Genomic DNA, 19278 nt, shown 5'->3' with positions numbered 1-19278 from the left:
GAGCAAGTGTGTACAACTCGTGGCAGACCAGTTAGTAGAGAATAATGTGTTCCATGTTCACAATTATTAGCGGGTATTACCGGTATTCCTCATGATTACATAGAAAATTTACTACCCAAGCACTATCAACGGTAAAGTGAAGTGTATGCGCTCCAAACCCACGGAAAGATAGATGGGACCGACACCACACATCGCCGTCATCGGTGGCGGCTCGACTGGGGCGGGCATCGCGCGGGACCTCGCGATGCGCGGACTCGACGTGACCCTCGTAGAACAGGGGAACCTGACCCACGGGACCACGGGTCGGATGCACGGGCTGCTCCACAGCGGCGGGCGATACGCCGTTTCGGACCAGGCCAGTGCGACCGAGTGTATCGAAGAGAACCGCGTTCTCAGGGACATCGCCAGTCACTGCGTCGAAATGACCGGCGGCCTGTTCGTCAAACGCCCCGAGGACTCCGAGGAGTACTTCCAGCAGAAACTCAGCGGCTGTGAGGAGTGCGGGATTCCCGCGGAAGTCGTCTCAGGTGAGGAGGCCCGCGCGATGGAACCCCACCTGGCGAAAGACATCGACAAGGCGATCAGCGTCCCCGACGGGGCCATCGACCCGTTCCGGCTGGTGGTCGCCAACGCCGCGAGCGCACAGGAACACGGCGCGCGCATCGAGACACACTCCAAAGTGACTGACCTCCTCGTCGAGAGCGGCGAGGTCGTCGGTATCGAAGTCGAGCACGACTCCGGCCCCGGAAAACGCGTCCACGGTACGGAGGGCGGCACCGAGCAGATCCGGGCGGATTACGTCGTGAACGCGACGGGGGCCTGGGCCGGCCGCATCGGCGACATGGCCGGACTCGACATCGAGGTCCGCCCCTCCAAGGGTGTCATGACCATCATGAACATCCGTCAGGTCGACACCGTCATCAACCGCTGTCGGCCGAAAGGCGACGCGGACATCGTCGTGCCCCACGAGACGACCGCGATTCTGGGCACGACCGACGAGGAGGTCGAGGACCCCGAGGACTACCCCGAGGAGCAGTGGGAGGTCGACATGATGATCGACACCCTCTCGGAACTGATTCCGATGCTCGAAGACGCCCGCACTATCCGTTCGTTCTGGGGCGTCCGCCCGCTGTACGAACCGCCGGACGTGGGCAGCGACGACCCGACGGACATCACGCGGGACTTCTTTCTGCTCGACCACGACGAGCGCGACGACCTGCCCGGCATGACCAGCATCGTCGGCGGGAAGTTCACAACCTACCGGATGATGGGCGAGCAGATCGCCGACCACGTCTGCGGGAAGTTCGGTATCGACGCCGACTGCCGGACCGCCGACGTGCCGCTCCCGGGCAGCGAGGACTTCTCGGTGCTGCGGGACTACATGGACGAGTTCGGGCTTCGCTCGCCCATCGGCCGCCGGAGCGTCGAGCGGCTCGGCTCCCGGGCCGACGAAGTGCTGAAAACCGACGGGCCAAACCCGACGGTCTGTGAGTGCGAGGGCGTCACCCGCGCCGAGATTCACGACGCAATCGAAGGCTCGGGCTCGGACCTCAACGCCGTCCGCATCCGGACCCGCGCGTCGATGGGCAACTGCCAGGGCGGCTTTTGCTGTCATCGGATGGCAAGCGAACTCCACTCAGAGTACGACGAGGCCGTCGTCCGCGAGGCCTGGGACGAACTGCTGCAGGAGCGCTGGAAGGGGCAGCGACACGCCCTCTGGGGCGAACAGCTCTCCCAGGCGGCACTGAACTACGCGCTGCACGCAACAACGCAGAACCGCGACCAGGACCCGGCGGACGGCGATCCGGTCGACTTCTCGGCCTTTGATTCGGGTCGCGGGCAGACGGGCGGCAGCGTCGACAGCGCGGACGTGGCCGCCGACGGAGGGACGGATGGCTATTGAGTCGGAGGTGCTCGTCATCGGCGGCGGCCTCGGTGGGCTGACCAGCGCGCTGGCGGCCGCCCGCGAGGGGGCCGACGTGCGACTGGTCTCGTACAAACAGAGCACGCTCCGCCAGGCGTCGGGCCTGGTCGACGTGCTCGGCTACACGCCCGACGGCGACGGCCCGCTGACCGACCCGTACGAGGCGATTCCGTCGCTGCCAGCGGAGCACCCGTACCGGAAAGTCGGCGTCGAAACCGTCCGGGAGGCGATGGCGCTGTTCGACGACGCGGTCCCGACCTACGAGGGCGAGCACACGGACACGAACGCGCTCCTGCCGACCCACGGCGGGACTATCAAACCGACCGCCCGCTACCCGGCTGGAGCCAGTGCCGGCCTCGCCAGCGATACCCGAGACACGCTGCTCGTCGGCATCGAGGAGATGGTCGACTTCGACGCGCCCCACGTCGCCGCCCACCTCGAAGCCACGGGCGTCCCGTTCGACGTGCGCGGCGAGACGATCCGGTTCCCCGGCGATCTGCGTGCGGACGCGAAGGTCACGCGATACGCCAAGCTGCTCGATACAAACAGCGAGGTGGCGGTTCGCGGACGGATGGTCCCAGCCCGCGAGGCGCTCGCCCAGCGCGTGAATCCGCTGCTGGAGGGAGAAACGCGGGTCGGCTTCCCGGCGATTCTGGGCGATGACAACCCCGGCGCTATCCGTGATTCGCTGGGCGACCGTCTCGGCGTCGACGTGTTCGAGGTACCGATGGGGCCGCCGTCGCTGCCCGGCCTCCGGCTGGAGGACGCCCTGTTCTCGGCGCTGGACGAGGCCGGCGCGAGCATCGAGACCGGCAACCCCGTCGTCGACTTCGAGGGCGAGGACCACATCGAGCGGGTGTTCATCGAGAAGAACGGCACGAAGATACCCAACAGCGCCGACCAGTACGTCCTCGCGACCGGCGGCTTCGTCGGCAAGGGCGTCGAGTCAGACCGCGAGGGCGTGTACGAACCGGTCTTCGACTGCCACGTTCCCCACGCCGCGGACCGCTACGACTGGTTCGAGGGCGAACTGTTCGGCGACCACGAGTTCGCCCGCTACGGCGTGGCGACCGACGACGACCTGCGGCCCCTCGACGCGAGCGAGCACAGCGAGTTCGAGAACCTACGCGCCGCCGGCTCAGTGCTTGGCGGCTACGACTTCGCCGCCGAGAAATCCGGCAGCGGCGTCTCGATTGCCACAGGCTACGCGGCGGGCCAGCGCGCCGCACAGGAGGCACGATGAGCGACGCTGAAACCCCACCAGAGACAGACTTTGACCCGGTTGCACCGAACACAGGCGAGGAGTTCGAACCCGTCGACGTCTTCCCCGACAGCGACGACTTCGACCTCCGGCCCGGCGCTGACTCCTGTTACAAATGCTCGATCTGCGACACGAACTGTCCCGTCGCGGAGGTCGACGACGACTTCCCCGGCCCGAAGTTCCAGGGCCCCGAACAGTGGCGGCTCAAGCAGTCCGACGACGACCACGACATCGACGACTCGGTGATGGACTGCTCGAACTGCATGCGCTGTGACAACGCCTGTCCGTCGGGCGTTCCGCTCAGCCAGATGCACAACACCGCCCGCGGGGAGTACGTCAGCGAGCAGATGGACAAGCTCTCCGTCGAGTACATCCGCAACCGCATCCTCGCGAACTACCGCACCTCCGCGTTCTTGGCGAGCAAGGTCCCCCGCCTCGCGAACTTCGCCATGAACTTCGGGCCGGCCCGCTGGGTCATGGAGAAGACGCTTGGCGTCACCAGCGAACGCGACTTCCCCGCCTTCGCAAAACAGACTTTCCGCGATTGGTGGGCCGACCGCGGCGGACAGGTCCAGTCACGGGAGAATGCCCGCGAAGCCCGCGAGCGCCGCGGCCTCCCTGAGGACGCCGACAAGAAGGTCGCGTACTTCCACGGCTGTTACTCCAACTACAACACGCCGGAAGTCGCCAAGGCGATGGTCCGGGTGTACGAACACTTCGGCTACGAAGTCGTCGCGCCCGAACAGAAGTGTTCGGGGACGCCGATGTTCGCCAACGGCATGCTCGACGACGCCCGCCGTCACGCCGAGACGAACGTCTCGTCGATGTCCGAACTCGTCGAGGAGGGGTACCACGCTATCGCCTCCTGTACCTCGTGTTCGATGGCGCTCCGCCAGGAGTACCCCGAGCTGTTCGACATCGAGGGTATCGACGAGGTGGCGGAGAACACCTTCGAGGCCATCGAGTACCTCCGCATCCACGAGGACCTCAAGGGCGAAGTGCAGGCGGCCGACGTTGACGGCGACCTCGCCGAGGAGTTCGCCTACCACGCCCCGTGTCACTCACGGAATCAGGGCCTTGACCGCCAGGCCGTCGAACTGTTCCGCGACCTCGACGGCGTCGAAGTCGAGGACGTGGGTGACTCCTGTTCCGGCATCTCGGGGACCTACGGCTGGAAGGAAGAGAAGTACGAGAAGTCCATGGAGATCGGCGAGGAGATGTTCGAGCACATGGACCACGCCGAGGGCGAAACCGGCATGACCGAGTGTCCGACCTGCGCGATGCAGATGGAACACGGCAGCGGCTACGAGATCCGGCATCCGCTCGAACTGCTGGAAGCCGCGCTGGTGGAGTAACTGAAAAAACCCGTTTTCTGCGGTCTCAGTCCTCGCCGCGGACGAACGTGACCGGACACGGCGCGTTCAGCATGACTTCCTGTGCGGTGGAGCCGAAGACGGCCTTCCCGGTCGGCGAGCGCTTGCGGCCGCCGACGACGACGAGGTCCGACTGCGTGGCCTCCGCGAGATCGACGATCTGCTCGCCGTGGTTGCCCACGGCACCGCGGACCTGTGTCGTCAGCCCGGCGTCGTTGAACCGCGAGACGAGTTCCCGGACGGTGGTGTGTCGGTCCGCGACCTCGTTCGGGTCGGCCTCGCCGGTCGATTCGAATTCGAGCCGGTCGACGACGCCGTCGTACTGGTCGTCAGTGAATACGTGTGCAACGACGACCGTCGCGCCGGCCGGGCTCGCGATATCGAGCACGGCGTCCGCGAGTTCGTCGATTCGGTCGGCGTCGTTCGGCCCAACTGCGAGAAGAACAGTTTCGAGTGCCATATCGGCTACTCCGAGGGAAGAGGCCTAAATCCTTCGATGGGTACTACCTTTGTTGTAACTCCCTCACAAACCCTTATCCGGTGTTTTTCATCCCGGCCGCGATACCCTGGACGGTCAGCCGCAGGGTCCGGCGCTCGGTCTCGGTCCGGTGGGACTGCTTGAGCAGGCGGACCTGTAACAGGTTCAGCGGGTCGACGTAGGGGTTCCGACGCTCCAGGTTCTCTTCGAGCCAGTCACGCGACAGCAGGCCGTCCTGCCCGGTGATTTCGAGCACCTTCTCGACGGTCTCCTCGTACTCCTCGACGATGCGCGGGAAGATGCGCTCGCGGAGGTCGGGGTCGGCGAGGTCGGCGTACTCCTCGGCGATTTCGAGGTCAGTGCGGGCCAGCGCCAGCGACGCGTTGTCGAGTTTCGTCCGGAAGAACGGCCAGTTCTCGTACATCTCCTGGAGGGTCTCCATGTCGCCGCCGTTCTCGAGATAGGCGTCCAGCCCGGTCGAGATGGAGTACCAGCCGGGGATGATACAGCGGGCCTGCGTCCAGGAGAACACCCACGGGATGGCCCGGAGGTCATCGACGCTACGGTCCTCACTGCGGGAGGCCGGCCGCGACCCCATGTTGAGGTTCTCGATAACGGTGATCGGCGTCGCCTGATCGAAGAACTCGACGAAGCCGTCGGTCTCGAGCAGGTCCTGGTACTCGGTGCGGGCGGCGTCGGCCGCCGTCTCCATCGCCTCCTCCCACTCGTCGGGAATCTCCTCGACGGGCTCCTCGATAGCGTTTTTCCGCGCCCGGATCTGGGCGTTGAGCATCTGTTCGAGGTTGCGCTGGGCGATGTCGTGGTTGGCGTACTTCTCGGCGATGGCCTCGCCCTGCTCGGTGAACTTGATCTGGCCGGTCACCGTCTCGTTTGGCAGGGCCAGCATGGCGTCGTTCATCGGGCCGCCACCGCGGGAGATGGAGCCGCCGCGGCCGTGGAACAGGCGCATCTCCACGTCGTAGTCGCTGGTGATGTCCGCCAGTCGCTTCTGGTTGTTGTACAGCGACCAGTTGGCGGCGAGGAAGCCGTTCTCCTTGTTCGAGTCGGAGTAGCCCAGCATGATCTCTTGGACGTTGTCCCGGGCTTCAAGCGCCTGGGAGTAGGCCTCGTTCTCGAACAGCGTGCCCATGATGCGGCGGGCACCGGAGAGGGCGTATTCGGATTCCAGCAGCGGGACCACGTCGAATCCGCAGTACCCGGGGAGATCGACAATGTCGACCTGGTCAGCCAGGAACAGGACTTCCAGCGCGTGGCTCGGCTCCTCACACCAGGAGATGGCGTAGGTGTCGATGGCGTCGATACCGAACTCGTTTTGCCAGTCGGCGGCCGCACGGAAGCGTTCGAGGACGCGGGTGGCGTCCTCCGAGAGCCCCTCGGTGTCTTCCATGTCGATGACGGGGTTGTCCTGGAGGATCGCTTCGGTTAGGAACTCGACGCGCTCGTCCTCGTCCATGCCGGCGTAGTCGATGCCCTCGCGCTCGACCGACTCGGCGATGGCGTCGGTGTGCATCTTCCGGTGGTCGCGCAGGTCGAGGCTGGCGAGGTTGAAGCCGAAGGTTTCGACTTTTCGGATCAGCGGGTCGACGTGGGCCTCGGCGATCACCTCGGCGTCGTTCTTCCGGAGGCTATCGGCGATGACGCGGAGGTCGGTCAGCAGTTCCTCCTCGCTATCGTAGCCGCCCTGGCGGACATCGCTGACCCTGATGACGGATTCGCGCATCAGGCGGAGCTTCTGGCGGTACGGTTCGTCTGGGTATCGCTCCTCGGCCTCCCGGGCGATGCCGGGGAGCCTGGACTTGTGACGGTCCAGCCGCTCGTTGAACACCGCGTCGGTCGCGATGTTCGAGGCGTCCTGGCTCAGCACGCCTGAGAGCTCCTTGAGCTTGTTGCGGTACAGCGGGAGCACCGTCTCGCGCTGGCGCTCCAGCGTCTCCTCGGTCACCTCGGTGGTGACAAACGGGTTGCCGTCGCGGTCGGACCCGGCCCACGAGCGGAACTCGTAGAGAGTGTCGATGTCGATCTCCTCGTCGTACACGTCTTCGATGGTGTGTTCGAGTTCGTCGTACACCTCGTCGATAACGTCAAACAGAACGTTCTCTAAGTACCACTGGACGTTTAGCGCCTCGTCGGTGACCTCCGGGCGGCGGTCCCGGACCTGCGGGGTTTGCCAGAGACTCGTCACTTCGGCGTCGAGGTTGCGTTCGATACGCTGTTGCTCGCGGTCGGTGAGCCGCCGCTCGTCGAGTCGTTCGATGTCGCGGGCGACTGACCGGAGCTTTGCTTTCACCGTCTTCCGGCGGGCCTCGGTCGGGTGGGCCGTAAACGTCGGCTGGATGAGCACGTCTTCGAGTACCTGCTCGAACTCCGCCGGGTCTGCACCACGTTCGGCCAGGTCCCGGACGGCTTCCTCGACGCTGTCAGCCAGCACACCATCCTGGCTGCCCTCCCGGATTTCGCGGACCCGTTCGCGCTCCTCGGCGAGATTGATAAGTTCGAAGTAAGTGGTAAACGCGCGGGCAACGATATCCTGTGTCTCCGGGTTCAGTCGGTTCAGCGCCCGGTGGACCTCGTCCCGCGTCTCGGCGTCACCGCGCCGGTAGTCGATACACGAGTTCCGGATCGTTTCCACCGTTTCGAACGCTTCGGTCGACGTTTGTGCCTCCAGGACCTCGCCCAGGAGCGCGCCCAACTCCCGTACGTCCTGGTTAATCTCTCTGGCGTGCAAAGTCATACCACTTCCTCCAAAACCGAGCCCTAAAACACTATTGAAACGGTGTATCAGGGATAGACGTTCGTGAAGAATCCGGTTGCGAGAAATAGCTATCATTAATCGTGGGATTCTTTACCGTATCACACGAACCACGCAGGATACAGTGGACTGCCAATGATAGATATCGCCCTGGACATGGAGCAGTACGACTGCCCCTTCATCGACACGACGGCAGACCACGACGTCGCCTTCGCGGCCCTGCACTGGGACTTCGATCAGCGTGCGCGGGAGCTTGAGACGCGGATGGTCGTGGAAGCCGAGGACGCGAGGGTACTCGATACGGGGCTGCGCAGTTTGCAGGCCCACGGGAACATGAACGACTGTGCGCTGTTGCGCCGCGAGGGCAACGCCGCCCACATCCGGACGACCATCGAGGAAACGGCGGCGATGCAGACCATCAGGGACAACGGCGGTTACATCACCGGCCCGTTCCACATCGAGGCGGGTAGCGAGACCTGGCACGTCGGCTTCGACCGCGGCCGGGACGCCGACACGACGCTCTCGGAGCTTGACCGCGATAACGAGTACGACGTGGTCGAACGCACGTCGACGACGCTCCCCCAGCTTCAGGACCTCGTGCAGAACGCCGGCGCGGCGATGACGCTCGTGGACGGCTGTCGGGACCTCTCGGACACCGAACGCGAGACGCTGGAAACCGCCGTTTCGGAGGGCTACTTCGAGTCGCCCCGGGACGCGACGCTGGGGTCGCTGGCCGAGGACTTCGGCGTGTCCAAACCCGCCGTCTCGAAGAATCTCCGGCGCGGCGAGCGAAAGATGATCGAGCGCGTCGTCGAGGCGCTGGACGACATCGAGGACTGATTCTGGCCGTGGCCGTCAGTCCAGTTATCTTATCGCACGAGAGAGCCGTCTCGCGTTAACATGTTAACTCAGAACACTATATGACCGGCGAGTCTACCATAATCTGTTATGCAGAATACGGCTACACGGAGGCGCGTTCTCGGCGCGCTCGGTGCCGGTGTTGTCGGGCTCAGCGGCTGTGTCAGTGACGACTCATCCATGACTGAACAGGACGATTCGGACGGCGGCACGACGGACAGTGGCACGAACGGCGAATCGGGCGGCGGTGACTCGATGCAGACTGTCAGCATCGGCGTCCTTCAGCCCCGCGCTGGTGATCTGAAGTACTACGGCGACCAGTCGCTGTGGGGGTTCCTCTCCGGGTTGGCGTACAAAGGTGATACCGACCCGCCGACCGATCCCGGCAGCGGTGAAGTGACAATCACCGCCCGCGGCACGGAGTACCGCCTGCTAATACGGGACACGGAGTTCTCGGCGGACACGGCCCAGACGGCGGCGACGAACCTCGTCGAGAACGAGGACGTGGACATGCTCGCCGGCTGTGCGTCCTCGGCCGTCGCCAGCCGGGTCGTCACGACCGTCGTCAATCAGGCGCAGGTCCCCATCATGCTCGGGCCGGCGGCGTCGGCCGATATCACGTCCAACTCGGAGACCTGTAGCGACCTCGTCTACCGGGCGAGCGAGAACACCGCGATGGACGCCCGTTCGGGCGGGAAGTACGTCGCCAGGGAGACGGACGTTTCGAGCGTCTACCTCTTCGGCGCGGACTACAGCTTCGGCCGCGCCGTCGTCAACAACTACCGGGACGTACTGGAGGCCGAGGGCGTCGATATCGTCGGCGAACGCTTCGTCGAACAGGGATACGCCGAGTGGGATGGGCTGCTGGACAACGCCGAGGAGGCCGGGGCCGAAGGCGTCGTCGGGGGGTTCACCGTCGCGACACTCCCGGCGATGTTCAACGCCTTCCTCTCGGGCGACTACTCCTACCGCGTGTTCGGCGGGTTCGCAACCAGAATCACCAACAGCGTCGTCGGCGGGACAATGCAGAGCGTGCTCGGCGAACCGCTGACCGAGGAGAAGATCAGGGACTCACAGCTCGGGCCGTTCACGACCCGGTACCACTGGAACCAGTACGACAACCCGATCAACGACGCCTTCGTCGAGAGCTACACCAGCGCCTACGGCGTCGTTCCGGACCTCTTCACCGCGGGGACGTTCACCGGCGCGTCGGCGATTCACCAGGCGGTTCAGGAGAGCGGGTCGACCGAGGGGGCAGACATCGCCGACGCCCTCAAGGGGATGACCGTCACCGACACGCCGAAAGGCGAGAACGGCTACACCTTCCAGGAGTACAACAACCAGGCGCGGTCGGCGATGACCGTCGCGAACCCGATTCCGACGACCGACGAGTGGGCCGACAACTGGGGAGCTGCCATCATGCCCGGCGAACCGCTCGCCCGCATCAGCGCCGACGAGACGACCATCCCGCAGGACAGCGACCAGATGGGCTGTTCACTGTAGGTATGCTCAGAACACAGGGACTGACCAAGGAGTTCGGGGGCCTCACCGCCGTCGACAGCGTCGACTTCGAACTTGACGCGGAACTGTGCTCGCTCATCGGCCCGAACGGGGCCGGCAAGACGACGTTCTTCAATCTGCTGACCGGGAGCCTCTCCCCCACCGAGGGCGCGGTCGAACTCAGACGCGACGGAACCTGGCAGGATATCACCGACGCCTCCCCCCACGAGACGGCCAGCAAGGGCATCCACCGCTCCTACCAGGTGACGAACGTCTTCCCGAACAGCACAGTACTGGAGAACGTCCGGGTCGCCGAACAGGCTCACAGCGACGAGGCGACGACGTTCTGGCGCAACGTCGACCACTACGAGGAGTTCACCGAACGCGCCCACGAGATTCTGGAGCGGGTCGGCCTCTCCCACCGGACCGACGACCTCGCGAGCACGCTGAGCCACGGCGCGAAACGGAAGCTCGAAGTCGCTATCGCGCTGGCGGGCGACCCCGCTGTGTTGCTGCTTGACGAGCCAAACGCCGGCGTCTCCTCGGAGAGCGTTGATGAGATCCGGGACCTCATCGAATCGGTCGCTGAGGACTACCCGGTCCTGCTGGTCGAGCACAACATGGACATCGTGATGGGCGTCTCCGACCGCGTCGTCGTCCTCCACCAGGGTGCTGTCATCGCCGACGGGTCACCGGCAGAAGTGCGGGCGGACCCCGACGTGCAGTCGGCGTACCTTGGGGGCTACGAACCGGGCAGCCTGAACGACGGCACGACAGCAGCCGGGTCCGAACCGGACTCTGAGGGGGGAACCGCATGAGCCTGCTCGAACTCGCCGGCGTCCACACCTACTACGGCGACAGCCACATCCTCGAAGGGGTCGATCTCGCCGTCGAAGAGGGGGAGGTGGTCGCGCTCGCCGGCCGCAACGGCGTCGGTAAGACGACCACGCTCCGGACGATTCTCCAGTTGACGCCGCCCCGCGAGGGGTCGATTACCTTTCGGGACGAGTCGCTGGTCGGGCTGGAGACACACGAGGTTGCGTCCCGGGGCCTTGGCTGGATTCCCGAGGACCGACGGATATTCGGCCAGCTCACCGTCGAAGAGAACCTCCGGGCGGCGATACCGGACCCTGACGAGGTGAGCGACGGCCTCCGGCTGGCCTTCGACTCCTTTCCCATCCTCGAAGAGCGGCGGGGCCAGGACGCCGGCACGCTGTCGGGCGGGCAACAGCAGATGCTCGCCATCGCCCGCGGGCTGGTCGGCGACAACGACCTCCTGCTGGTCGACGAGCCGAGTGAGGGGCTGGCTCCCCAAATCGTCGCCGACGTGGCCGAGGCGCTGTCGAAAGCGAGCGAGGACGTGACGATGCTGCTGGTCGAACAGAATCTCCCGCTGGCCCTTGACCTCGCCGACCGGTTCTACATCCTCGACAAGGGCCGGGTCGTCGACGATGGCGAGACAGCGGCAGTGACGGCCGACGACGAACGGTTCCGGAGGTATCTCTCGGCATGATCCTGGAAGCGCTCGCGGAGTTCCTGACGCTGAGCGAACTCGGCGAGGTGGTCGTCAACGGTCTCGCCAAGTCGGCGCTGTACGTGATGATAGCCAGCGGACTCACCCTCATCTTCGGTCTCATGGGCGTGTTGAACTTCGCCCACGGGTCGCTGACGATGGTCGGGGCGTATCTGGGTGGCCTCCTGATGGTCGTCACGGTGACGAGCGGGACAGCCCCGCTGACGCGGCTGGGGCTGTTCTTCGTCGCCATCGTCGTCGTGTTCGCGCTGCTGTCCCTGCTTGGCGGCACAATCGAGACGACCATCATCCGGCCGCTGTACGACCGGCCGCCGATATACCAGATTCTGCTGACGTTCGGCTTGACGCTCGTAATCGAGGAGGTCGTTCGCATCGTGCTGGGCGTCTACGACCTCCAGCCGCTGTCGGACTGGCAGGCCGCGCTGGCGACGAAGCCACAGTTCCTCCGGGAACCGGTCACGCTGGGCCCCGTCAGCGCCGGGTGGATGTCGCTATTCCAGATACTGCTGGGGGCTATTACCGTCGTCGGCATCTGGGCGTTTCTCACGAAGACCCGCTATGGCCTGTACATCCGGGCCGGCAGCGAGGACACCGAGATGGCGTCGGCGCTCGGCATCGACGTACGCCAGGTGTTCACGGTCGTGTTCGCGCTCGGTATCGGCCTGGCCGGCGCGGCCGGAACCCTGCTCATGTGGGATCCGACGTGGGGCGCAAGCGTCCCGCTGGCGGCCGAGACGCTGCTGCCGGCCTTTATCGTCGTCATCGTCGGCGGCCTCGGGACGTTCCGTGGCACTGTCGTCGCTGCGCTGGTCGTCGGCATGGCCGACGCGGTGACGACCTGGTGGTTCCAGAACGTCATCGAGTTCACGGGCCTGCCGGAACTGGTGCTGTTTCTGGTTCTCGTGGTGACGCTCATCGTCCGCCCGCAGGGGCTGTTCGGCGTCGAGGAGGTGGGGGGCCATTAGCGCCGAAACCGAGGCCGACGCCGAAGCGGCGTCCGAGCCACAGGCCGCCACGACCGTCGAGACGGGGTGGCCCCGGGAGTATCTGCGGGATCACACCGCCCACCTCGTTATCATCGCCCTGCTGGCGCTGTACCCGCCAGTGTACCACACGCTGCTGAACTCCCCGGTCAGCGCAGAGACGCAGATGCTCCTGCCGACGGTGGAGACGATGGTCGGCGTCCTCTATTTCGGCCTCTTTGCCATCTCGTTTGACTTCATCAGCGGCTACACCGGCTACCTCTCCTTCGGTCACGCGGTGTTCTACGGAACCGGTGCGTACACGGTCATCCTCATCGCCAACGGGAAGATGCCGCTGCTGGGCCCCGGCACGCCGTTTATGCTGTCGTTGCTGGTCGGTGGCCTCATCGCCATTGTCCTGGCAATGCTGGTCGGACTCGTCTCGTTCCGGCTGTCGGGGGTCTACTTCGCGATGATCACGCTCGGTTTCGCGCAGGTCTTCTACGTGTTCGTCCGCGGCTGGGACTACGTGGCAACGAACCCCCGCGACGGCCCTGCGGTCGGGCCGAGCCACGCCGAAGGGTTCCAGATCGGCGTCCCCGGCATCGACCAGCTATCGCTGTCTATCGGCGTGCTGACCGGCGACGAGGTGGCACTGTTCGGATCGACGCTGTCGGGGACGGAAGTGTCCTACTACATGATCGGGCTGGTCGTCCTCGCGTGCTACTTTGCGATGCAGCGTGTCATCCACTCGCCCTTTGGCCGCGTGATGATCGCTATCCGGGAGAACGAGGAGCGCGCTATCGCCATCGGGTACAACACGTACCTGTATAAGCTCGGCGCGTTCGCAATCAGTGGCTTCTTCGCGGCCGTCGCCGGTGGACTGTTCGCTGGATTCAAGCGCTCGGCCAGCCCGGAGAACTCCTTTTATTTCCTGGTGACCGGCGACGCCCTGCTGGCGAGCATCATCGGCGGCTTCGGCACGCTCGCGGGCTCGCTGTACGGCCACCTGTTCGACGAAACAGTCCGGGAGTTCCTCTCGAAGGCCGGGCAGGGCGGGGGGCTGTTGCCCTATCTCCGGGCGCTGCTGGGCCAGGAAACGCTCGACATGACGCTCGTCGGCGACACGACCATCGGCGGCCTCATCGACCTGCTGTTGAACGGCCACGCGAGCCTCTATGTCGGCCTCGTCTTCGTACTGTTCGTCCTCTACGTCCCCGACGGACTGCTCGGGACGCTCCGGGCGCGCATCGGCGGGACGTTCGCCGAGGCGTTGCCGGAGAAGCTCTGGAGTGAGTCAGAATGACGAAGTCAGTGAAAACGACCATCGAACCGCCCAAACGAACGACGACCTGGGCGTGGGGCGAGCGTCCACCGCCCGGCCAACCCACGGAGAGGCACCGCCGGCGAGACGACACGCCGTGCGAGCGGCCGAAAACGGAGCCAGTAGAGCAATGAGCGCAGAACCGGATCACTTGAAGGATATCCAACCGGAAACAACGAGTATGCAATACGCGACCAACGACGGCGTCGACATCGCCTACGAACGTGACGGGCCGCCGGACGGCGAGACAGTCGTCTTCGTCGAAGGCATCGGCTACGGCCGTTGGATGTGGCTGTGGCAACAGGAGGCGCTCGTCGAGGAGTACCAGACCATCGTGTGGGACAACCGCGGCACCGGCGACTCCGACGAACCCGAGGGCCCGTACACGATGAGCCAGATGGCGGGTGACCTGGAAGCGGTGCTTGACGACGCCGGCGTCGAGCAGGCTCACGTCGTCGGGGCCAGCATGGGCGGAATGATCGCCCAGAAGTACGCCCTAAAGTACGACCGGGCGCGGTCGCTGACGCTCATGTGTACCTCGCCCGGCGGGCCGGACGCCGAGCCGGTCCCCGAGGAGACACAGCAGCGAATGTTCGATGTGCCCGACGACCTCGACGAACGGGAACTCCGGCGGTACAAGATGCAGCCGGCGCTCTCGGAGTCGTTCATCGAGGCACACGAGGACCTCATCGAGCGGATCATCGACTGGCGCATCGACAGCGACGCCAGCGACCAGGCGCTCGAATGGCAGGGCGCGGCTGTGCAGGCCCACAACGTCTCGGACCGCCTGGACGAAATCGCGGAACCGTGCCTGGTCATCCACGGGACTGCCGACAAGGTAGTCCCCTACGAGAACGGGAAGCTGCTGGCTCGTGACCTCCCGAACGCCGACTTCATCACCGTCCACGGCGGCCCGCACCTGCTGTTCATCGAGGAGTACGAGCGCGTCAACACCCAGATACGGGAGTTCATCGATGACGTCTGAGGCCGGTTCTGCGGCGTCACAGGAGTGGGTCGGTGCCTGGAGCGAGCGTCGGGCCGCGCTCACGCCGAACCGCGAGGGTCTGGTGGACGCGACGACCGGCGAGCGGTTCACCTACGCCGAACTGGACCGGCGAGCGAACCGGACTGCTCGCCTGCTCCGGCAGTACGGTGTCGGCGCGGACGACGAGACCGCCGGCTCTGACACTGCCGGCACCGTCGCCGTTATCTCACGGAACCGCCCCGCCGTCGTGGACCTGTTCTTCGCCACCGGCAAGACCGGGAGCCGGCTGGCCCCGTTGTCCCACCGGCTTGCGCCCCCGGAACTCGCCGAGCTGCTGGATCGCGTCGACCCCGAAATCCTCGTCATCGAGGCCCGCTTCGCTGGAACTGTCTCGGCCGCCCTGGAGACAGTCGACGAGGCTGCCCCCCAACTCGTCCATCTCGAAACCGAAACGACGGAGTCGTCCGCTTTCGCCACGCTCGACAGCACACCCTACGCTTCGGCCCTCCCCGAGGACGACGCACCGGTCGAGACGGCGACCCCGGCCCCCGGCGACACGCACCTCTTGCTCCACACCGGCGGCTCCACGGGGACGCCAAAGGAGACGGAGATCACCCACCGAGGCGTCGTCTGGAACTCCCTGAACACGATCACGGCCTGGGGCCTGCGCGAGGACGACGTGACGCCGATGGTGTTCCCGATGTTCCACACCGGGGGCTGGAACGTCCTCACCGTCCCGCTGTGGCACATGGGCGGGACGGTCGTCATCGCCCGCGAGTTCGACCCCGGCGACGTACTGGAAACCATCGACGCGGAGGGTGGGACCGTCCTCGTCGCCGTCCCCGCGGTGCTGCGGATGATGACGGACCACGACCGCTGGGACGCGACGGACCTCTCGACGCTCCGCTTTGCCAAGTCCGGCGGCGGCCCCTGCCGCAAGAGCGTGATGGAGACGTGGTGGGACCGCGGCGTCGACCTCTCGCAGGGCTACGGCCTCACCGAGTGCGGTCCGAACAACTTCGCGATGCCCGAGGGCTGGACCCGCGAGAAAGCCGATTCCGTCGGCACGCCGGTGATGCACGTCGACGCCAGAGTCGTCGAGCCAGCGGACGCAACCGACGGAAACAGCGCCACCAGCCAACGAGAGCCAGTCGACCCCGGCACCGTCGGCGAACTCCAGTTGCGCTCGCCCCACGCCGCGACCGGCTATCTCGACAACCCCGAAGCCACCGCCGAGACGTTCGGCGACGGCTGGGTGTCGACCGGAGATCTCGCCCGCGTGGATGAAGACGGCTACTACTACATCGAGGGCCGCACGAAGGACATGTTCGTCAGCGGCGGCGAGAACGTCTATCCCGCCGAGGTCGAGGACGTCATCTCCGAACATCCCGCCGTCGCGGAGGTGGTCGTTATCCCGGTTCCCGACGACCAGTGGGGCCAGGTCGGGAAGGCCGTCGTCGTACTCGACAACGGTCTCGGCCGGTTCTCGCTGGCGGACCTGCGGGCGTTCCTCGATGACCGCCTGGCCCGGTACAAACACCCCCGTGAACTGGCCTTCGTCGAGGAGATGCCCACGAGCGGCCCGTCGAAGATCGACCGCCAGGCGATCAGTGACCGCTTCGGCGAGGGCGAGTAGCTACCGGACGAACAGCGCGACCTCGCTGTCGGCCAGTTCGACGGGCTCGTCGGCATTGTCGACAGTCAGCCCGGGCGAGGCCAGCGCGACCTCCCATCCGCCACCGTCCACGTCGACCAGTTCCGTCGGCGTCACCGTCTCCGCGACCCCTTCCATCGTCGCGACGAACAGGAGTTCCTCGCTCCCGTCCGGGGCGCTGCGGTAGCCGTAGTACAGGACTGTCCCGTCGGTCGGATAGGCGTAGTCGAGGGTGTCCTCGTCGGTGAGGTTCCCGGTGACCCACGGGTGGTCGTGGCGGAACTGCCGGATCTTGCGGTCGAATGCCGTCCGGTCGTCGTCCTGGCTGTCGTGCCAGTGGGCGAGGTTCGCGAACGCGGCCACGTCGCGCATCCAGTCTCGGCCGAGTTGTTCGAGTTCCGCGATGGTGAAGGAGTCACCGACGGGCGTTCCGAGCGTGTTCAGCAGCGTGACGATGTCCGCCTTGTCGTACTCCGTCATGTCGACGGCGTCGGCGAGCAGCGAGAGGAACTCGGTGAGCTCGTCGCGCTCCTCGAAGCCCCACTCCTTGAGCCGCCGGAAGTGCCCCTCTTCGCGGAACTCCTCGGGGCGAATCTGCCACTCCGGGAAGTTCTTCTCCTCCGCTAGCACCTTCAGGTTCCAGACAGCGTCCGTGTCCCGGACGAATCCCCACGGCGCGCGCATGTTGGCGTGCGTGAAGTCCATCGGACAGCCGGGCATGAACGCGTGAAAGAGGACCGTCGAGGCGGGGTTGTTGTATGCCCGGTCGAGCTTCTCCGGTTCGGTGTCGCCGAGATAGCGGTTTATTTGTGGCTGGCTGAAGGGCGGCTCCGGTTCGAGCTGTGTCCCTCGCCTGATAGTATCGTGGTTGGCGACGCCGGAAATCCAGTTTTCGCCCATGTCGGCGACCTCCCTGACCCGCCACCATTTGGTCGCCCAGAAGGTCTGGAGGGCGGGCGTGTTGTGCGCGAAGGTGACCGGCCCCCACTGGTAGGCGTGGGGGTGTTGCTCGATGAGAGTGCGGTACGTCGAGGCCAGTTCCCAGTCCGAACGGGGCCACGGGCGGCCGTCCTCGTATATCATCCAGGGCCGGTACTCGACGCCGGCGACCGCCTGGGTGACCCGGTCCATCTCGGCGAGGTACTCGTCGTCGTGCCACTCTTCCTCGGCCTCCGGGTCCCAGTTGGTGAAATCCTGTGCGCCGTCGACGCGGATGCCGTCCGCGCCGAAATCCATCTTCCGGCGCTGGAGTTCCAGCAGGCCGGCCCGAACCACGGGCTGGGTGTAGTCGAGTTCCTGGCCGTACATCCCCGGGCCAGCGAACCACTCGTCGTTCAACAGCGGCAGGGCTCCGTTGTCGGCGTGACCCAGCGCGATATCGAAGACGACCTTGACCGGCTCCGGCAGGGTGTGCATCGTGGCGATGAAATCCACGAGTTCGTCGGGCCGTCGCGTCTCCAGGATGGCGGGGTTCACCGTGCCGAACCCGGAGATGACGATGTCGTACCCCCAGTTGACCATGTCCGGCCGCCGCAGTGTCGCCTGCAGGGCGTCGTCGCTTTCGGTCTCGGGCAGCCAGTAGCCCAGTTCGTCCTCGTTTTGGGTAATCGGCGCGAGGGGCATCAGCTGGACGGCGTCGTAGCCAACGAAGTTCCGCTCGGCGGGGGTCAGCTCCTCGCCGGCGGCCTGCTTCTCGCCGATGGTCTCGAACTGCCGGGTCAGTCCGGCGAGCGTCCCCGACTCTGTGGCCGTCCCGGGGTGGATCTCCAGCATGCTGGTGGCCGGCTCGAACCGCGGGAGCCCGTCGTCCTCGGTCGCATGCGGCGCAACGCCGTCTTCCGCAAGCCGCTGGAAGTAGTCGCGGTCCGCCCGCTCGTCGTCCAGTCGGCCCATGTCGTACAGTTCGGGCGGACCATACGCGCCGAAGGGAAGCGAATCAGCGAAGGGGTCGGTGATGGTCTCGCGGTCGCCGTCGGGTCCGTAGCTGAGCCGGTACAGCGTCCCCAACTGTTCACGGGTTCCCGGCCGCACGCCCTCGACAGCTGCCCAGGTGAACTCGCCTTCCCGTCGCGTCTCGACGAACTCGCGGTCGAAGGTCACGGTCTGCTCGTCGGCAGTGAGGTCGACGTCCTCGGTGGCCGTCAGCAGTTCGAGGTGCACCTCCGTGGCCGGCACCGAATCGACGAGCTGTGGCGTCCAGAAACCGAACGCGGCGTGGTCGCCACGACAGTGCGCGCCCAGCCGTGTCGTCAGTTCCTTACACGCCTCGAATCGGTCGTCGTGGGCGTTTAGTGTCTCCCGCTGTGACTCGACCAGGGCCTCCGACTCGTCCGTCAGCAGTGAAGCCATCGCCCTCTCCCGAGCTGTCCTGTTACCCGTCGCATATACTGACCTGACGGGCGACTGGAATATCAAACTAGCCCAAATATACAACAGGTGTTGTTAATCAAAACACCGCCAGTACACGGCCACTCACACGGTACAATCGCGGTTCGGCGTGGAAGTACCGCCCAGTCCTTAGGGTGGCAGAGCGATGGTTCGGTGGCTGTCTTTGAGACGGTCGGGACGACTGTCTCTGCCGAGAGAGCGGGATGAAATGTGGTGACGCTTGGGAGCCGAATACCCTGTGCATCCACCCGAACGACGTGATGCCGA

Annotated in this window: 14 protein-coding genes; 11 read left to right on the top strand and 3 right to left on the bottom strand. The window is 65.5% G+C overall.

Annotated elements, in window-relative coordinates:
• Positions 1-172: 172 nt before the first annotated feature.
• From glpA to ACY9XZ_RS12815, 3 genes are read left to right on the top strand one after another with little or no spacing between them, the layout of a single operon-like run.
• A complete protein-coding gene (glpA, locus tag ACY9XZ_RS12825) occupies positions 173-1903 on the top strand; it encodes an anaerobic glycerol-3-phosphate dehydrogenase subunit GlpA (protein ID WP_463457409.1) in 1731 nt (576 codons plus the stop codon).
• On the top strand, positions 1893-3167 hold the full coding sequence (gene glpB, locus ACY9XZ_RS12820; protein ID WP_463457408.1) for a glycerol-3-phosphate dehydrogenase subunit GlpB: 1275 nt from the start codon (positions 1893-1895) through the stop codon (positions 3165-3167). The genes glpA and glpB overlap by 11 nt, the downstream gene beginning before the upstream one ends.
• The gene (locus ACY9XZ_RS12815) at positions 3164-4540 is read left to right on the top strand and encodes an anaerobic glycerol-3-phosphate dehydrogenase subunit C (RefSeq protein ID WP_463457407.1); all 1377 of its coding nucleotides are present in this window, start codon (positions 3164-3166) and stop codon (positions 4538-4540) included. The genes glpB and ACY9XZ_RS12815 overlap by 4 nt, the downstream gene beginning before the upstream one ends.
• 25 nt (positions 4541-4565) lie before the next feature.
• Here ACY9XZ_RS12815 and ACY9XZ_RS12810 read toward each other — a convergent pair whose 3' ends face one another.
• Both ACY9XZ_RS12810 and ppc read right to left on the bottom strand, forming a co-directional pair.
• Positions 4566-5018, bottom strand: coding sequence for a universal stress protein (locus ACY9XZ_RS12810; RefSeq protein WP_463457406.1), 453 nt, complete (start codon positions 5016-5018; stop codon positions 4566-4568).
• A 73-nt stretch (positions 5019-5091) separates the two neighbouring features.
• On the bottom strand, positions 5092-7788 hold the full coding sequence (ppc, locus tag ACY9XZ_RS12805) for a phosphoenolpyruvate carboxylase (protein WP_463457405.1): 2697 nt from the start codon (positions 7786-7788) through the stop codon (positions 5092-5094).
• 153 nt (positions 7789-7941) lie between these two features.
• Between ppc and ACY9XZ_RS12800 the strand changes: the two genes are divergently transcribed.
• From ACY9XZ_RS12800 to ACY9XZ_RS12765, 8 genes are all read left to right on the top strand, one after another.
• A complete protein-coding gene (locus ACY9XZ_RS12800) occupies positions 7942-8646 on the top strand; it encodes a helix-turn-helix domain-containing protein (protein WP_463457404.1) in 705 nt (234 codons plus the stop codon).
• A gap of 108 nt (positions 8647-8754) precedes the next feature.
• A complete protein-coding gene (locus tag ACY9XZ_RS12795; protein ID WP_463457403.1) occupies positions 8755-10167 on the top strand; it encodes an ABC transporter substrate-binding protein in 1413 nt (470 codons plus the stop codon).
• Positions 10168-10169: 2 nt separating this feature from the next.
• A complete protein-coding gene (locus ACY9XZ_RS12790) occupies positions 10170-10982 on the top strand; it encodes an ABC transporter ATP-binding protein (protein WP_463457402.1) in 813 nt (270 codons plus the stop codon).
• Positions 10979-11677, top strand: coding sequence for an ABC transporter ATP-binding protein (locus ACY9XZ_RS12785; protein ID WP_463457401.1), 699 nt, complete (start codon positions 10979-10981; stop codon positions 11675-11677). The genes ACY9XZ_RS12790 and ACY9XZ_RS12785 overlap by 4 nt, the downstream gene beginning before the upstream one ends.
• Positions 11674-12663, top strand: a complete 990-nt coding sequence (locus ACY9XZ_RS12780; protein WP_463457400.1) for a branched-chain amino acid ABC transporter permease — start codon at positions 11674-11676, stop codon at positions 12661-12663. The genes ACY9XZ_RS12785 and ACY9XZ_RS12780 overlap by 4 nt, the downstream gene beginning before the upstream one ends.
• 139 nt (positions 12664-12802) lie before the next feature.
• On the top strand, positions 12803-13966 hold the full coding sequence (locus ACY9XZ_RS12775; protein WP_463457399.1) for a branched-chain amino acid ABC transporter permease: 1164 nt from the start codon (positions 12803-12805) through the stop codon (positions 13964-13966).
• 148 nt (positions 13967-14114) lie between these two features.
• Positions 14115-14969: an alpha/beta fold hydrolase gene (locus tag ACY9XZ_RS12770; RefSeq protein WP_463457398.1), complete on the top strand. Its 855-nt coding sequence runs from the start codon at positions 14115-14117 to the stop codon at positions 14967-14969.
• A complete protein-coding gene (locus ACY9XZ_RS12765) occupies positions 14959-16605 on the top strand; it encodes an AMP-binding protein (protein WP_463457397.1) in 1647 nt (548 codons plus the stop codon). The genes ACY9XZ_RS12770 and ACY9XZ_RS12765 overlap by 11 nt, the downstream gene beginning before the upstream one ends.
• Here ACY9XZ_RS12765 and gghA read toward each other — a convergent pair whose 3' ends face one another.
• Positions 16606-18972 carry a glucosylglycerol hydrolase gene (gene gghA, locus ACY9XZ_RS12760; RefSeq protein WP_463457396.1) on the bottom strand — a complete coding sequence of 789 codons (2367 nt, stop codon included), beginning with the start codon at positions 18970-18972 and terminating at the stop codon, positions 16606-16608. It lies immediately after the preceding gene.
• Positions 18973-19278: the final 306 nt, after the last annotated feature.

This window comes from Haloarcula sp. HT12 (assembly GCF_055271655.1).
Note: the sequence above shows the minus strand (reverse complement) of the source record. Positions and strands in the feature narration are given on the sequence as shown.

Excerpts from the sequence above, each read along its gene's own strand:
- glpA (WP_463457409.1), top strand. The coding sequence starts at position 173 with ATGGGACCGACACCACACATCGCCGTCATCGGTGGCGGCTCGACTGGG.
- glpB (WP_463457408.1), top strand. The coding sequence starts at position 1,893 with ATGGCTATTGAGTCGGAGGTGCTCGTCATCGGCGGCGGCCTCGGTGGG.
- ACY9XZ_RS12815 (WP_463457407.1), top strand. The coding sequence starts at position 3,164 with ATGAGCGACGCTGAAACCCCACCAGAGACAGACTTTGACCCGGTTGCA.
- ACY9XZ_RS12810 (WP_463457406.1), bottom strand. The coding sequence starts at position 5,018 with ATGGCACTCGAAACTGTTCTTCTCGCAGTTGGGCCGAACGACGCCGAC.
- ppc (WP_463457405.1), bottom strand. The coding sequence starts at position 7,788 with ATGACTTTGCACGCCAGAGAGATTAACCAGGACGTACGGGAGTTGGGC.
- ACY9XZ_RS12800 (WP_463457404.1), top strand. The coding sequence starts at position 7,942 with ATGATAGATATCGCCCTGGACATGGAGCAGTACGACTGCCCCTTCATC.
- ACY9XZ_RS12795 (WP_463457403.1), top strand. The coding sequence starts at position 8,755 with ATGCAGAATACGGCTACACGGAGGCGCGTTCTCGGCGCGCTCGGTGCC.
- ACY9XZ_RS12790 (WP_463457402.1), top strand. The coding sequence starts at position 10,170 with ATGCTCAGAACACAGGGACTGACCAAGGAGTTCGGGGGCCTCACCGCC.
- ACY9XZ_RS12785 (WP_463457401.1), top strand. The coding sequence starts at position 10,979 with ATGAGCCTGCTCGAACTCGCCGGCGTCCACACCTACTACGGCGACAGC.
- ACY9XZ_RS12780 (WP_463457400.1), top strand. The coding sequence starts at position 11,674 with ATGATCCTGGAAGCGCTCGCGGAGTTCCTGACGCTGAGCGAACTCGGC.
- ACY9XZ_RS12770 (WP_463457398.1), top strand. The coding sequence starts at position 14,115 with ATGAGCGCAGAACCGGATCACTTGAAGGATATCCAACCGGAAACAACG.
- ACY9XZ_RS12765 (WP_463457397.1), top strand. The coding sequence starts at position 14,959 with ATGACGTCTGAGGCCGGTTCTGCGGCGTCACAGGAGTGGGTCGGTGCC.
- gghA (WP_463457396.1), bottom strand. The coding sequence starts at position 18,972 with ATGGCTTCACTGCTGACGGACGAGTCGGAGGCCCTGGTCGAGTCACAG.